The 12385-nt window shown below is 67.8% G+C and carries 15 protein-coding genes; 5 read left to right on the plus strand and 10 right to left on the minus strand.

Annotated elements, in window-relative coordinates:
- Positions 1 to 30: 30 nt before the first annotated feature.
- From CGU34_RS15625 to CGU34_RS15635, 3 genes are read right to left on the minus strand one after another with little or no spacing between them, the layout of a single operon-like run.
- A complete protein-coding gene (locus tag CGU34_RS15625) occupies positions 31 to 1008 on the minus strand; it encodes a UbiA family prenyltransferase (protein WP_100814637.1) in 978 nt (325 codons plus the stop codon).
- A complete protein-coding gene (locus CGU34_RS15630) occupies positions 968 to 1900 on the minus strand; it encodes a DMT family transporter (RefSeq protein ID WP_232711707.1) in 933 nt (310 codons plus the stop codon). The genes CGU34_RS15625 and CGU34_RS15630 overlap by 41 nt, the downstream gene beginning before the upstream one ends.
- 39 nt (positions 1901 to 1939) lie before the next feature.
- Complete coding sequence (locus CGU34_RS15635; RefSeq protein ID WP_198517858.1) at positions 1940 to 2311, minus strand: DUF4406 domain-containing protein; 372 nt, start codon at positions 2309 to 2311, stop codon at positions 1940 to 1942.
- 46 nt (positions 2312 to 2357) lie between these two features.
- On the opposite strand from CGU34_RS15635, the gene CGU34_RS15640 reads away from it, so the two are divergent.
- Positions 2358 to 3119, plus strand: a complete 762-nt coding sequence (locus CGU34_RS15640; protein WP_100814639.1) for a DeoR/GlpR family DNA-binding transcription regulator — start codon at positions 2358 to 2360, stop codon at positions 3117 to 3119.
- A 9-nt stretch (positions 3120 to 3128) separates the two neighbouring features.
- Entirely contained in the window at positions 3129 to 3635 is a 507-nt protein-coding gene (locus CGU34_RS15645; protein WP_100814640.1) for a 2'-5' RNA ligase family protein, read from the plus strand.
- Between the two features lie 123 nt (positions 3636 to 3758).
- Here the strand turns inward: CGU34_RS15645 and CGU34_RS15650 are convergent, their stop codons facing one another.
- Genes CGU34_RS15650 through CGU34_RS15660 form a run of 3 tightly spaced genes read right to left on the minus strand, consistent with a single transcriptional unit; the run spans position 3759 to position 6648 of the window.
- Entirely contained in the window at positions 3759 to 5111 is a 1353-nt protein-coding gene (locus tag CGU34_RS15650; RefSeq protein WP_100814641.1) for a carboxylesterase family protein, read from the minus strand.
- Entirely contained in the window at positions 5108 to 6106 is a 999-nt protein-coding gene (gene corA / locus CGU34_RS15655) for a magnesium/cobalt transporter CorA (RefSeq protein ID WP_100814642.1), read from the minus strand. The genes CGU34_RS15650 and corA overlap by 4 nt, the downstream gene beginning before the upstream one ends.
- 2 nt (positions 6107 to 6108) lie before the next feature.
- A complete protein-coding gene (locus tag CGU34_RS15660) occupies positions 6109 to 6648 on the minus strand; it encodes a pyridoxamine 5'-phosphate oxidase family protein (protein ID WP_100814643.1) in 540 nt (179 codons plus the stop codon).
- A gap of 80 nt (positions 6649 to 6728) precedes the next feature.
- Between CGU34_RS15660 and CGU34_RS15665 the strand changes: the two genes are divergently transcribed.
- Both CGU34_RS15665 and CGU34_RS15670 read left to right on the plus strand, forming a co-directional pair.
- On the plus strand, positions 6729 to 7124 hold the full coding sequence (locus CGU34_RS15665; RefSeq protein WP_100814644.1) for a VOC family protein: 396 nt from the start codon (positions 6729 to 6731) through the stop codon (positions 7122 to 7124).
- Positions 7124 to 7951 carry an SDR family oxidoreductase gene (locus CGU34_RS15670; RefSeq protein ID WP_100814645.1) on the plus strand — a complete coding sequence of 276 codons (828 nt, stop codon included), beginning with the start codon at positions 7124 to 7126 and terminating at the stop codon, positions 7949 to 7951. The genes CGU34_RS15665 and CGU34_RS15670 overlap by 1 nt, the downstream gene beginning before the upstream one ends.
- Before the next feature lie 85 nt (positions 7952 to 8036).
- Here CGU34_RS15670 and CGU34_RS15675 read toward each other — a convergent pair whose 3' ends face one another.
- On the minus strand, positions 8037 to 8660 hold the full coding sequence (locus tag CGU34_RS15675; protein WP_100814646.1) for an HD domain-containing protein: 624 nt from the start codon (positions 8658 to 8660) through the stop codon (positions 8037 to 8039).
- A 126-nt stretch (positions 8661 to 8786) separates the two neighbouring features.
- Positions 8787 to 9821 (minus strand): isopenicillin N synthase family dioxygenase, encoded by a 1035-nt coding sequence (locus CGU34_RS15680; RefSeq protein WP_100814647.1) that lies wholly within the window; start codon positions 9819 to 9821, stop codon positions 8787 to 8789.
- A gap of 130 nt (positions 9822 to 9951) precedes the next feature.
- Here CGU34_RS15680 and CGU34_RS15685 point away from each other — a divergent pair, with 130 nt between their 5' ends.
- Positions 9952 to 10722 carry a siderophore-interacting protein gene (locus CGU34_RS15685; RefSeq protein WP_100814648.1) on the plus strand — a complete coding sequence of 257 codons (771 nt, stop codon included), beginning with the start codon at positions 9952 to 9954 and terminating at the stop codon, positions 10720 to 10722.
- Positions 10723 to 10741: 19 nt separating this feature from the next.
- Here CGU34_RS15685 and CGU34_RS15690 read toward each other — a convergent pair whose 3' ends face one another.
- Positions 10742 to 11215 (minus strand): S-ribosylhomocysteine lyase, encoded by a 474-nt coding sequence (locus CGU34_RS15690; RefSeq protein ID WP_036301823.1) that lies wholly within the window; start codon positions 11213 to 11215, stop codon positions 10742 to 10744.
- The gene (locus CGU34_RS15695) at positions 11215 to 12384 is read right to left on the minus strand and encodes an aminotransferase class I/II-fold pyridoxal phosphate-dependent enzyme (protein ID WP_100814649.1); all 1170 of its coding nucleotides are present in this window, start codon (positions 12382 to 12384) and stop codon (positions 11215 to 11217) included. Before CGU34_RS15695 ends, CGU34_RS15690 begins: the two co-directional genes overlap by 1 nt.
- Between the last annotated feature and the right edge of the window lies 1 nt (position 12385).

A 12385-nucleotide genomic window follows, 5' to 3' on the forward strand; every position in this document is an offset into this window, starting at 1 on the left:
ACGGCACCCCGCCTTCCCCGCACGCCCGCGTCACGGGTAGACCCCGAAGAAGATGCCAGCAAGGATGAGCCCGCTCGCCACCGAGCCGGCGATGTACGGAAATGCAACCGACAGCGGATAGAGCAGCCGTCCGGTCGCGGGGGACGGTCGACGCAACAGCCAGACGATCAGGATGCCCGCGATCACGAGGTTGACGGCGGCCACGGGCAGACTGACCGCGGCGAAAAACGCGGTGGACACGAGCCACCATGCACCGCTCCACACGGCGGTCCCGCGCGGTCCGAGCCGGATCGCCGTTGTCATGATGCCCGACTGGCGGTCCTCCTCGATGTCCTGAACCGCGTCGAAGGCGTGCTTGGCCACGCTCCAGGCGAGCAGCCCGAGCACTGCGGGCCATACCGGCGGTACGCCGAGCGCGACCGGAACGATCAAGAGAGGCAGTGCGTATGCAGCGTTGCTCAGGGAGTCCAGGAACGGGCGTGTCTTGAATCGAAGCGGGGGCGCGGAGTAGAAGACGAAAACGCCCGCGTAGAGCAAGATCAGGGCGACCGCGAGAGGGGGAAGGGCGACGACGAAGTAGACGAAGAACGGCAGGTTCGACGCCGCGACCGCCCACGCGATCAGCCGGACCTCTCGCGGCTCGATGCGAGCGCCCTCGATGGACCCCTTGCGAGGGTTCAGCGCATCGGTTTCCTGGTCGTAGATGTCGTTGACGCCGTAGATCAGCAGATTGAACGGCAGAGTCAGCCAGATGAGGATCGGAAGCGCCTGCGGGTCGAGCAATTGGCCGGTCAGCCACATGCCGACGACACCGGTGCCGATGGTGTTGATCCACAGCACGGGCCTCGAGATATGGATCAGCCGCGCGGCATTCGACAATGCCCTGGGCTTTCGCGTCCGGGGTTGGTCGATGGCAGTGCCCCTTGAGCTTTCCGTTGGCGCGTCAGTTGATGCGTACGCATCGATTTTACCGTTGCTCGTGCCCCTCGGGTCCGACCTGCCCTTCATTCCGCTCGGCTTCGGCCTCTTTGCGGGGATTGAGTTCGCTGACCACGGCGCCCGCGACGATGAACGCAGCACCGAGGATCGCAATCGCCGGCAGGCGGTCGCCGGCGATACGGCCGACGATTCCGGCCCACACGGGCTCGCCCGCGTAGATGATCGTTGCCCGGGTCGGTGAGACGGACCGCTGAGCCCAGTTCATCGTCAGCTGAATGATGCAGCTCGCCGCCCCCAGGGCGAGTGCGGATACGACCCACACCCAGGAGAACGCGGGCAGCTGTTCGCCGACGACCGGCATGGTCAGCATCGCCAACACCCCAGCGACGAGGAGCTGCACGACCGTCACGCGCCCGACGTTGACCTTGCGAGCAAAAACGCTGATCAGGATGATCTCGGCTGCAATGGGGAGGGTGCTGATGAGCGTCATGATCTCGCCCTCGCCGAACGTGAAGCCGACGCTCGTCGGGTCGGCGATCAGCATCAGCCCGGTGAACGCGAGGGCGACGCCGATCCAGGTCAGCAGCCGCGGGGGTTTGCGGAAGACGATCCACTGCAGAACCGGAACCAGCGGGACGTACAGGGCCGTGATGAAGGCGGACGTGCTGCTGTTGATGGTCTGCAGGCCCACGGTCTGCAGTCCGTAGCCGAGGAATATCATCACGCCGATCGCCGAACCGGCGCCGATTTCTCTCCAGCGCATGCCCGGGAGGACGCGCGCGAAGATGACCGCACTGATGACGCCGGCCGCAAGGAACCGCATGCCGACGAAAAACCACGGGCCGCTGTATTGCACGGCGATGTGGACGATGAGGAACGTCGAGCCCCACACCGCGGTAACCAGGACGAGGGCAAGCTCTTGCTTGGACAGCAGTCGCTTGCGCGTCCCGATTTTTGGCACGCTTCACACCCTATGGCTCGTGGGCCGGGCGGTCGGTGACTAAGCGGCCACGCCGGGGACCTCGGTCAGTGCCGTATAAACGGGCAGGCCGCGCTCGCGGGCGATCGCGACATCCTGATCGGCACCGCGGGACTCCCCTGGCAGCCGTAGCACCGCGTCGCAGTGCTGCAGGAGCCGGTGCGCGACGGGATACATCACGTCCGCGGCTAGCGGGTCGCTGGGGCCGCTCGCCCCGGCGCTGGTCAATACCGGCAGGGCTACCCACTCCCCGATCATGGGAATGTGGCCCGCCTGGAACAGCGGCCACGCCGCCTCCTCCAGCCGGTCGAGGTTGCGGCGCATGAGTGCGGGGTCGCCATCGGTTCCGGTTGCGTAGGGTCCGGCGATCAGAATCATCAAAGGCTTCGTCATAGTGGCAAGATAGTACAACAACGTGCAACAACGTTAAGGAGTGTGCATGCTCGCCGCATCCAGGAAAGACCTCTTGCTCGCACGATTGCGGTCGGACGGACGGATCGTCGCAAAAGAGCTGGCGTCCGAACTCGGCGTCTCGGAAGACAGCATCCGGCGCGATCTGCGCGAGCTCGACGCCGCGGGCCTCGCAACGCGCGTCTACGGCGGAGCGCTCCCGGCGTCGCCCGCCGTCGCCGACTACGCGGCCCGGCAGAGTGTTGCCACAGAAAGCAAGCAGCGGGTCGCCCGTTTCGCCGCAAGCCTGATCGAGCCCGGCAGCACCGTCATCGTCGACGGAGGAACGACGGCACTCGCCACGGTCCGTGCGTTGAGTCGGACCCTCGAGTGCACCATCATCACGCACAGCCCCACGATCGCCGCCGCGCTGCTCGATCACGCCGCCGACGTCATCATCCTGGGCGGGCGCTTGTTCAAGCACTCCGCGGTCGCGAGTGGCGCGGCAGCGGTGGAGGCGGCGCAGGCGATCAGTGCTGATCGATTCCTGCTCGGGGTGACGGGCGTCCACGAAACGGCCGAGCTGACGACGGGCGACGCGGACGAGGCCGCGATGAAGCGCGCGCTCGCCGCACGAGCGAGCGAGACATATGTGTTGGGCAGCGCGGAGAAGATCGGCGCGGTGTCGCGGTACCGCGTTCTCCCGCTCGACGAGGTCGCGGGGATCATCGTCGACGGTGCGGACGAGGCATCCGCTCCGACCCTGGTTGCCCTCGCGGATCACGGCGTGCGCCTGCTGCGGGCCGGGTAGATTTCCGGGATGGGCGATGTCGTGAGCATCGAGCTTCTGCTCGACGACGAGACGCAAGGCTCCGTCCGCGCCGACTGGGAGCACCTGGCGCGAGCCGGGCATTCCAGCCTCGCCGCGCATACTGCGCCCAGCAACCGCCCCCACATCACCGTGCTGGTGCGCCAGTCGTTGCCGCTCGTCGACTTCGCCTCAGCCTCGGCGCTGTTGCCCGTGAGAGTGATGCTCGGGACGCCCATCGTGTTCGAACACGGCGATCGCGGCGTTCTGGCCCGAACGGTCGTGCTCGATGAAGCGCTCCTCGCCGTCTACAACGCGGTCCGCGCCGCAGTGCCGCCGGGAGAGGATGCGCCGCACACAGATCCGGACTCGTGGACCCCGCATGTGACGCTGGCCCGGCGCCTCCGGCTCGCGTCGCTCGATGACGCCCGCGCGCTGCTCGGACCGGAGCGGGAGGGATGGGCCGTCGGGCTCCGGCGATGGGATTCACGGACGCGGACGGTAACAACGCCCAGGTAGCGTGTGCCGTCCGCACGACCGAGCGCCCGACACGCCGGACGCTCGAGGCCGGGTCGGCGTGTTGATATTCGCGCCGTGCGGACGGCACCGCCGCTCCGTCGACACGCTCACAGAGCAGGCGGGTTAGCGAATGCGGCGGACGTCGAGAGCACGGGGCACCGTCACGCGGTCGCCGAGGTCCTCGCCCCGCGCGAAGCGCCCCCACACGGCACGGACCTGACGGCCGGATGCATCGATTTCCGCCCACGGCGTGCCCGTCACGAGCGCCGCAGCGCGCCAGGCATCCGCGTCCCCGAACAGCAGAGGCAGATCGACGGTGTGCGCAGACCCCCAGCCGCTCTTCGGCGCCGACCAACTGATGACGTAGTGATGCGCGCGGCCGCCTGCCCGGGCGTGACGGCGAGCGAACTTCCGGCTGTCCCGCGAATACACCAGGCGCGTGACGAGCGACACCACGGTGCGTCCGACGAGTTTGCCGAGCACGGGAACTCGCAGAACACCCTGCAGACTCTGCAGACGGGGCAGAAACAGCGCCGCCTCTTCGGCCGTGTGTCCGATCAGGATGTCGATGCTCGGCGCCGCGGCATCCCATGCTTCGTCCAGCTCGGACTCGGCGGGCAACGGCTCCTGCCCGTACTGCGTGCCGAAAGCCATGCCGCTCTTCAGGCCGAAGCGCGAGGCGGCCGTGTCGACCGCGGGTTGCATCGCCAGGATGTCCGCGGCCGGTGCATCCGGAGCGACACCCGTAAGAGCCTCACCGAAAACGTCGTTCATCGCGGCCGACATCTCGGACCGGCCCCGCGCCAATCCGAGGGGCGCACTCTGAATGATCGCGCGCGTGAAGAGCCCGGCCGCTCCGGGCGTCGCCATGAGGTGGGCGACCGCATCGCCTCCGGCGGATTGCCCGAACGCCGTGACCCGGCGGGGGTCGCCACCGAAGGCCGAGATGTTGCGCTGCACCCACGCGAACGCGGCGAGCTGATCCAGCAGACCGAGGTTGGCGGGACGCCCCGGTACTCCCCCGAGAAAACCGAAAAGACCGAGGCGATAGGTGACGGTGACGACGATCACGTTCTGTTCCGCGACGAGCGCGGCCGGATCCATGATCGGCAGGTCACCCGCGCCCGAGACGTATGAGCCGCCATGAATCCAGAGCATGACCGGCAGGTCGTCGCCCGGTTCAGTGCCCGCGGGCATCGTGACCGACAGGTGCTGGCAGTCCTCGTCGAGGCGCCGCTGGTCGAGGGTGCTGCCGAGCACCCTGTCCAGAAACGGCATCGCGCGCTGCGGGCACGCGGGCGACCAGTCCGTCGCGTCGAACGGCTCGCTCCAATCAGGGACGACGGATGGCTCGGCGAACCGCTCTGCGGATGCATACGGAATGCCGGTGGCCCGCGTCACGGGACCGTCCAGCCAGCCGCGAACCGGCCCGCAAGGCGGTGCGAACAGCGGGCCGCTCGTCGGGTCTGCCGTCACAGCCAGCGCTTCTTCCGGAACACGACGTAGAGGGTGATGCTCGTCGCCGCCATGAGACCGAGGGCCATCGGATAGCCGTAGGTCCAGTGCAGCTCGGGCATGTCGTCGAAGTTCATGCCGTAGATCGTGCCCACGAGGGTCGGACCGAACAGGATCGCCGCCCATCCGGAGATCTTCTTGACCTGCTCGTTCTGCACGAGCGCGGTCTCGGTGTGGCGCTCGCTCACCAGGGTCGAGTTGACGGTCAGCGCGTTGTCGAGCAGGGAGCGGAAGGTGGCCAGGCGATCAGTCGTCGACAGTGTGTGGTCGTGCACGTCCCGAAGCGACCGCTGCAGTTCGATGTTGACGTTGTACTTGTCGGCGCCCTTGAGCAGCGCGTCGAGCATCTCGGTCAGGGGCTGCGTGGCGCGCTGGAAGCTGATGACCTCGCGCGAGAGCTCGTAGATGCGCTGTGACAGCGACGCGCTTCCGCCGCCGAAAAGAGTGTCTTCGATCTCGTCGATGTCGTTCTCGACACCGAGCACCACGGGCTTGTACTCATCGACGACCTCGTCGAGGATCGCGTACAGCACCGCCTCGGGTCCAAGCGCGAGCAGATCCGGCTGCGATTCAAGCCGGTGCCGTACCCGGGCGAGGTCCGGGGCTTCGGCGTGCCGGATCGTCACGACGAAGTCGGGTCCGACGAAGATATGCAGCTCGCCGAATTCGACCGTTTCGGTCGCGTCCAGGTAGCGCGCGGGTCGTAGTACCGCGAACAAGATGTCGCCGTAGCGCTCCAACTTCGCGCGCTGATGCCCGGTCAACGCATCTTCGACGGCCAGGGGGTGGAGCGAGAATTCCTCCGCCACCTGACGGATCTCATCCTGAGTCGGTCGGAAGAGCCCGATCCACGCCATCCCCCCGCAGGCGCGCATGTACTCGAAGGTCTCGTTGAGGCTGGCGGGATTGTCCATCCGGCGACCGGCCACATACACGGCGTTGTCCACGATGGGCATGGTCAGAGCCCCGGCAGTCCGTCGATGCTGACGGCGTTCTTCTCGGCGCGGTACGCGGCCATCCCGTCCGGACCCTTCTTCTCGGCGTGGAGTCGGATCAGGTCGCGTTCGTCGCGCACCTCCATCACGGGCACTCCCCAGCCGCACGAGTCGCTGATGCGCGTGACATCGACCGCGATGACGGCTCGAGTGCTCGGATTCTCGGCATGACGGGAGGCGACCTCGTCGAAGCCCGCGTCGCCGGGCAGCAGCACGGTGCCGGTCCCGTGCAGTCGGACGATCCTGGGCCGGCCGTCGAACGACGTGAACATCACGCAGATGCGGCCGTTCTCGCGCAGGTGCGCGATGGTTTCGACTCCGCTGCCCGTGTAGTCGACCCAACCGATACGGTTCGGTCCGAGCACCGAGAAGGTGTCGTGTCCGCGGGGCGAGACGTTGACGTGTCCGTCCTCGGCCAGGGGTGCCGTCGACACGAACCAGAGGGGCTGCGCCTCCATCCACTCCGCGAGTTTCGGATCGATCGCGTCGAAGACTTTGCCCATGGACCTCACGATATAGCCGCCCGGTGAACACTTCGGCCGCCGCTCTGGCCGATCGTCGGCGGGGGTTCTAGGCTCACACGATGACCGGATTGGTGCCGTACCTGAAGTTCGATGGGCGCGCGCGTGAGGCGCTCACGTTCTACCGCGACGTTTTCGGCGGCGAACTCGAGATCCACACGTATGCCGACCTCGGCAATGAGCAGGGACTCCCGGATGCTGTGGCCCACGGTATCTTGAGCGGCCCCGTCGCTGTGTTCGCCTCGGACGTGGCGGGTGACGAGGCATCCTTCGACACCGCCGGGTTGATGTTCGCGCTGCTCGGCACGGCCGATTCGGCAACGCTCGAGGCGTGGTTCGCCGCGCTCGCCGAGGGGGGTGCGGTGAGCGATCCGCTGCAGGAGCGACCCTGGGGTGCGCACGACGGGCAGGTAACCGATCAGTTCGGGGTTCCCTGGCTGATCGGCTACGAGGACTGATGCCTTCCGCGAAGCACAGTCCCGTGCAGCTGTCCGGCGCGCACATGCTGATCACCGGCGGCGGCAACGGGATCGGGCGGCTGATGGCGCTCGGTGCCGCCGAGCGCGGTGCGCGCGTCACGATCTGGGACGTCTCGGAGGAGCGGGGACGCCAGGTCCGTGACGAGATCCGTGCGCGGGGCGGCAGCGCCGAAGCGACGACGATCGACATCACCGATCGGGAAGAAGTCGACCGGGCGGCGGCAGAGACCGGAGCCGTCGACATCCTGATCAACAACGCCGGCGTCGTGACGGGCAAGCGTCTGCTCGACGCGGACCCCGACGCGATCCGGCGGACCTTCGAGGTCAACACCCTCAGCCTCTACTGGATGACGCGTGCCTTTCTCGGCGGGATGGTCGCCCGCGACCGGGGCACGGTCGTCACGATAGCGAGCGCTGCGGGCCTCGTCGGTGTCGCGCGGCAGACGGACTACTCGGCCAGCAAGTTCGCCGCGTTCGGGTTCACCGAGTCGCTGCGCGCCGAGCTCGCTGCCGACCGCAGCCGCGTCGGAACGCTCGTCGTCTGCCCGTATTACATCAACACCGGCATGTTCGCGGGCGTCACAACGAGGTTCCCGTGGCTGTTGCCGATCCTCGACGAGCAAGACGTGGCGACCCGCATCCTGAACGCGATCGAGCGCGGAAAGCGCCAGCTCGTCCTGCCGCGGCTCGTCCGGTTGATTCCGGGAGTACGGATGCTTCCGGTCCCGGCCTTCGACGCCGTGCTGAACACTCTCGGCATCAACAAGACCATGGATCACTTCCGCGGCCGTGCTGGCCCACGCTAAGCGGATCGGCGTTCGTGGGTCGGAGATCCGGGCGGCGTCGGAGGATCCGTGCTCAACACTCCGACCCTGAGCGGATCTCCGACCCTCACGAGCTCGACGAGCGCTCAGCGGCCCACGCAGCATGACCGCGAGCGATCCGCCCCGAGGCGCTCAGCCGTGCCGCCGTGGATGAGGGCTTGCGAGAGGCCTGAGCCTCGATTGCCGCCGCAAACTCCGGGCCGAAGTCGAGGCGAGGCAGGGCCGCTGCCACCTCTCGACGAAGCACCACATCCCACTTCTCCGGGTCGGCATGCGCGACGTCGAGGCTCGTGGCCGCCTCGAGCAGGAAGCCCTCGGGGTCTTCGTCGACGTCGACACTCACCCACATGTGCCGTTCGATCACCTGCATGACGCGTTCCCGCCGCGAGGCCGGCCAACCAGCACCCGCCGCGAACGTCCACGCGGCAGCACCGCCGGATGATTCGAACGGCATGAGGTGCGCATCGAACGGTTCGGTCACGCCCAGGTCGTGCAGCATCGCCGCGACGAACAGCAGTTCATCGTCCACGGACAGTCCGAGCGACTCCCCCAGCGCCTTTGCCCACACCCACGACCGCAGGCAGTGATTGACGAGCGCTGGGCTGCACCACTCGCGTGCGACCTCGAGCGCGTGACCCGCGGTTGCGGTGGGTGGCTCGACCAGCCGCCCCACATCGAACGTCGATGGCATCGCCGACTCCTTCTGTTGAAGGCGACGGTAATGCCACGGAGTCGTCCCCGCGCTTCAGAGCAGCGGACGCGTCCGGATCAGCGGGAAACGTGGCAGTACTGAAGCGGGATCAGGTCTGAAACGGGATCAGCGCGCCTGAGCCGCGAGCGCGTCGGCGAGCAGATCCGGGTGGTGGATCTCGGCGACATCCGGGTGGGCGCGCAAGCGGGACTTCAGCTGGTTCTCGCCGTACGACCCGTGGATGACGTTCGAGGGGTCCTGCTCGATCCCGCGCGCGGCGGCGCTGTATTCGGGCGCCATGTTCAACCGGGGTACGACAGCGTCGAGTCGCGGGTTGAAGAAGAACGGAACCGAGATGCGCTCGGAGCCCTCCGCGGGAGCGATGACGCGGTGCACGGTCGCGCGCAGGTAGCCGTCCGTCGCCCATTCGAGCAGCTCACCGATGTTGACGATCAGTGCGCCGTCCTGCGGCGGCACGTCGTGCCACTCGCCCTGGTATTCGACCTGCAGCCCGCCCGCGTCCGGTTCGATCCACAACAACGTGAGCACTCCCGCGTCCTTATGCCGACCGACTCCCTGGCGCGAGCTGGCGTCCGCGGGAACCCCGGGGTATCGGGCGATCTTGATGTGGATCGATGGCTCGTCCGCGAAGATGTCGAGGAGCTGTGCAGGATCGGAGCCGAGCGCTTCGGCCCACGCGGCGAGCAACCGCAGTCCGATGACTTCGAGGCGCTCACGCCACTCCTCGATGACGGGGCGGAGTTCCGGGAGTGCACTCGGCCACTGGTTGGGGCCGTCGAGCCGCAGGTACGCCGGGTCGTCGGGTCCGAGTTCGCGCGCCTCGCGGCCGGGGCCGATGTCGATCTGCTCGCGCCAGTCGACCTTGCCCTGGGTAAGCTCGCCGCCGACCCGCGCGTAGCCCCGGAAGTACGGGGACTTCAGGTTCTCGATCTCGAGCTTCTGCTCGTCGGGCAGAGCGAAGAACGCGCGGGATGTCGACAGCAGGCGCGCCTGCAGGTCGTCGGGGATGCCGTGACCCACGAGGGTGAAAAAGCCCACCTCGTGCGTCGCGCGGCGCAGCTCGTCACGGAATTGCTCGGCCGCCGCCGGACCCTGGTCGAGCAGCGAGAGGTCGAGAACGGGAATGGGCGTGGCACTCATGCATACGACGCTAATTCGCTGCGGGCGGGATACGGCGAATTGTTTCAGAGAGTGACGCTCGCGCGGCACGTGCAGGCGTCATCCGCAAACGGCCCACCGTCCACGTGAGCGGTAGCTGTAGCGTCGAGGGATGGCCCTCGCATCCCGCACGTCCAGCCGTTCACCGCGACCCGCTATCGACCTCACTGTCGTGGCGAGCACGTGGCTCACTCCGCAGCTGGTGCGCGTGACGCTCGGGGGAACAGGATTCACGCAGTTCGAGGATCGGCCCGAGACCGACAAGTACGTCAAGCTCATGTTCACGGATGCTGACTCGCTCATCGTCACGCGGACCTACACGGTGCGTCGGGTGGACCACGAGGCACAGACGCTCGACATCGACTTCGTCGTGCACGGGGACGACGGCCTGGCGGGGCCGTGGGCGGCTGCTGCGGAGCCGGGTGCGACGCTTCGGCTAATGGGCCCGGGCGGCGGTTACGCGCCCAACCCCGAGGCATCCTGGTACCTGTACTTGGGTGATCTCTCGGCCGTGCCGGCCATCGCCGCCGCGCTCGAGGCGCTGCCCACCGATGCCGTCGGGGTCGCCTATATCGAGGTCGATTCGGACGATACCGCCCTCGCCCTCGAAGCGCCCGCGGGTGTGGAAGTGCACTGGGTCGTCAACACCGACCACGCCCCGGAAGCACTCGCCGACCGCGTTCGTGGCATGCCGTGGCGCGAGGGTTCGGTCGACGTCTTCGCCCACGGAGAGCGCGAATCGATGAAGGCCCTTCGCCGCGCGTTGTTCGAAGACCGTGGGCTCGACCGTGGCCAGGTCTCGCTCTCGGGTTACTGGGCGCGCGGGCGGACGGAAGACCGCTTCCAGGCCGAGAAGCGTGAGCCGATCGGCCAGATCCTGTAACTGCGCGCCTGCCGTGCGTTCAGACGCCGACGCGGGCGAAAGCGTCCTGACTGATGCCCTGATCGAGCACGACCTTCGCCCACTCGCGGGCGCTGTGCAGCGAGTGGTCGCGGAAGTTGCCGCACTCGATCGCCGAGACACCGGGGATGTCGGCCTCGACGGCTTCGTCGGCGATGAAGCGCAAGCTGCCGGTCAGAGCGGCCACGACATCCGGAATCTCGGGTTCGCCCCACATCAGCAGGTGGAAACCGGTGCGGCACCCGAACGGCGAGATGTCGATCACGCCGTCGATGCGGTCGCGCAAGAGTCCCGCGAGCATGTGCTCGAGCGTGTGCAGACCCGCGGTGGGGATCTCGCCCGCATTGGGCTGCACGAGACGCACGTCGAAGTTCGTGATCGTGCCCCCGCCCGGTCCGTGCTCAACACCGATGCGGCGCACGTACGGGGCGAGCACGGCGGTGTGGTCCAGCGTGAAGCTCTCGATCTCGGCCATTAGTTCCTCCTTGCGAACGCGGCGAGGCGCTCGATCAATTCTCGCAGCGTGTTCTCATCGTGCACGAGTCCGAGGCGGATGTGCCCGCGTCCCCGGGTGCCGAAGCCATCCCCGGGCGCGACGGCGACTCGCGCCTCGTCCCGAAGCCGCCGGGCGAAGTCGACGGCGTCCTGATCTCCGGGCAGGCGAACCCAGACGAAGAATGTGCCCTCGGGCGCCGCGACATCCCATCCGATTGCGCGCAGACCATCGACCACGACGTCGCGTCGGCGCTGATACAGCGCGACGAGGTCTGCGGCGGCGGATTGATCACCCTCGAGCGCGACGGCGGCGGCCTCTTGCGTGGCCCCGAACATGGTGCTGAACGCATGGGACTGGTACCGCTTCATAGCGGCGATGATCGAGGCATTGCCGGCGGCGAACCCGACGCGCCATCCGGCCATGCTGTACGTCTTCGACAGGGTTTGCACCTCGACCGTGACGTCGAATTCGCGGTCGATGCCGAGCGCCGACAGAGGGCGATTGCCGTCGAATCCGAGCGATGAGTACGCGAAGTCGTGCACGAAAGCGGCGCCCGTGCGCTTCGCGAAACCGACGGCCGCCTCGAGGGTGGCGCGTGAGGCGAGGGCCCCGGTCGGATTGTTCGGGTAGTTCAGCACCAGGACGCTGGCCGCCGAGACATCCGCGAGCGCGTCGAAGTCCGGCTGATAGCGCGGTGGTTCGAGAGGGAGAGGGACAACGGATGCCCCGGCCAGGTCGGCCGCGGAGGTGTAGATCGGATAGCCGGGGTCAGGCAGCACGACGTTCGTGCCCGGATCCGCGATCGCGAGGACCGCCGCCATGAAGCCCTCGTGCGAGCCGTGGAAGATCGCGACCTCGGTCTCGGGGTCGACCCCGACGCCGTGATCCTCGCGGTATCGGAGCGAGATCGCCTCGCGGACGCTGGGGCGACCGGCGTACGACGGGTACCGGTGGTTGCGGGGATCGGCGACCTCGTGCTGCATCGCCGCGACGATGTGCTCGGGCGTCGGCTGATCCGGGTTGCCCTTCGAGACATCGATCACCGCCGGGCCGGGCTCGGCGGCGAGGCGCGCGATCTCGCGGTCCATCCCTCCCCAGAAGTTGACCGGCAGGCCCGCGACGCGGGCGGCGGGGGTGAATTCGCTCACG

Source organism: Microbacterium lacus, assembly GCF_002812805.1.
GTDB lineage: Bacteria > Actinomycetota > Actinomycetes > Actinomycetales > Microbacteriaceae > Microbacterium > Microbacterium lacus_A.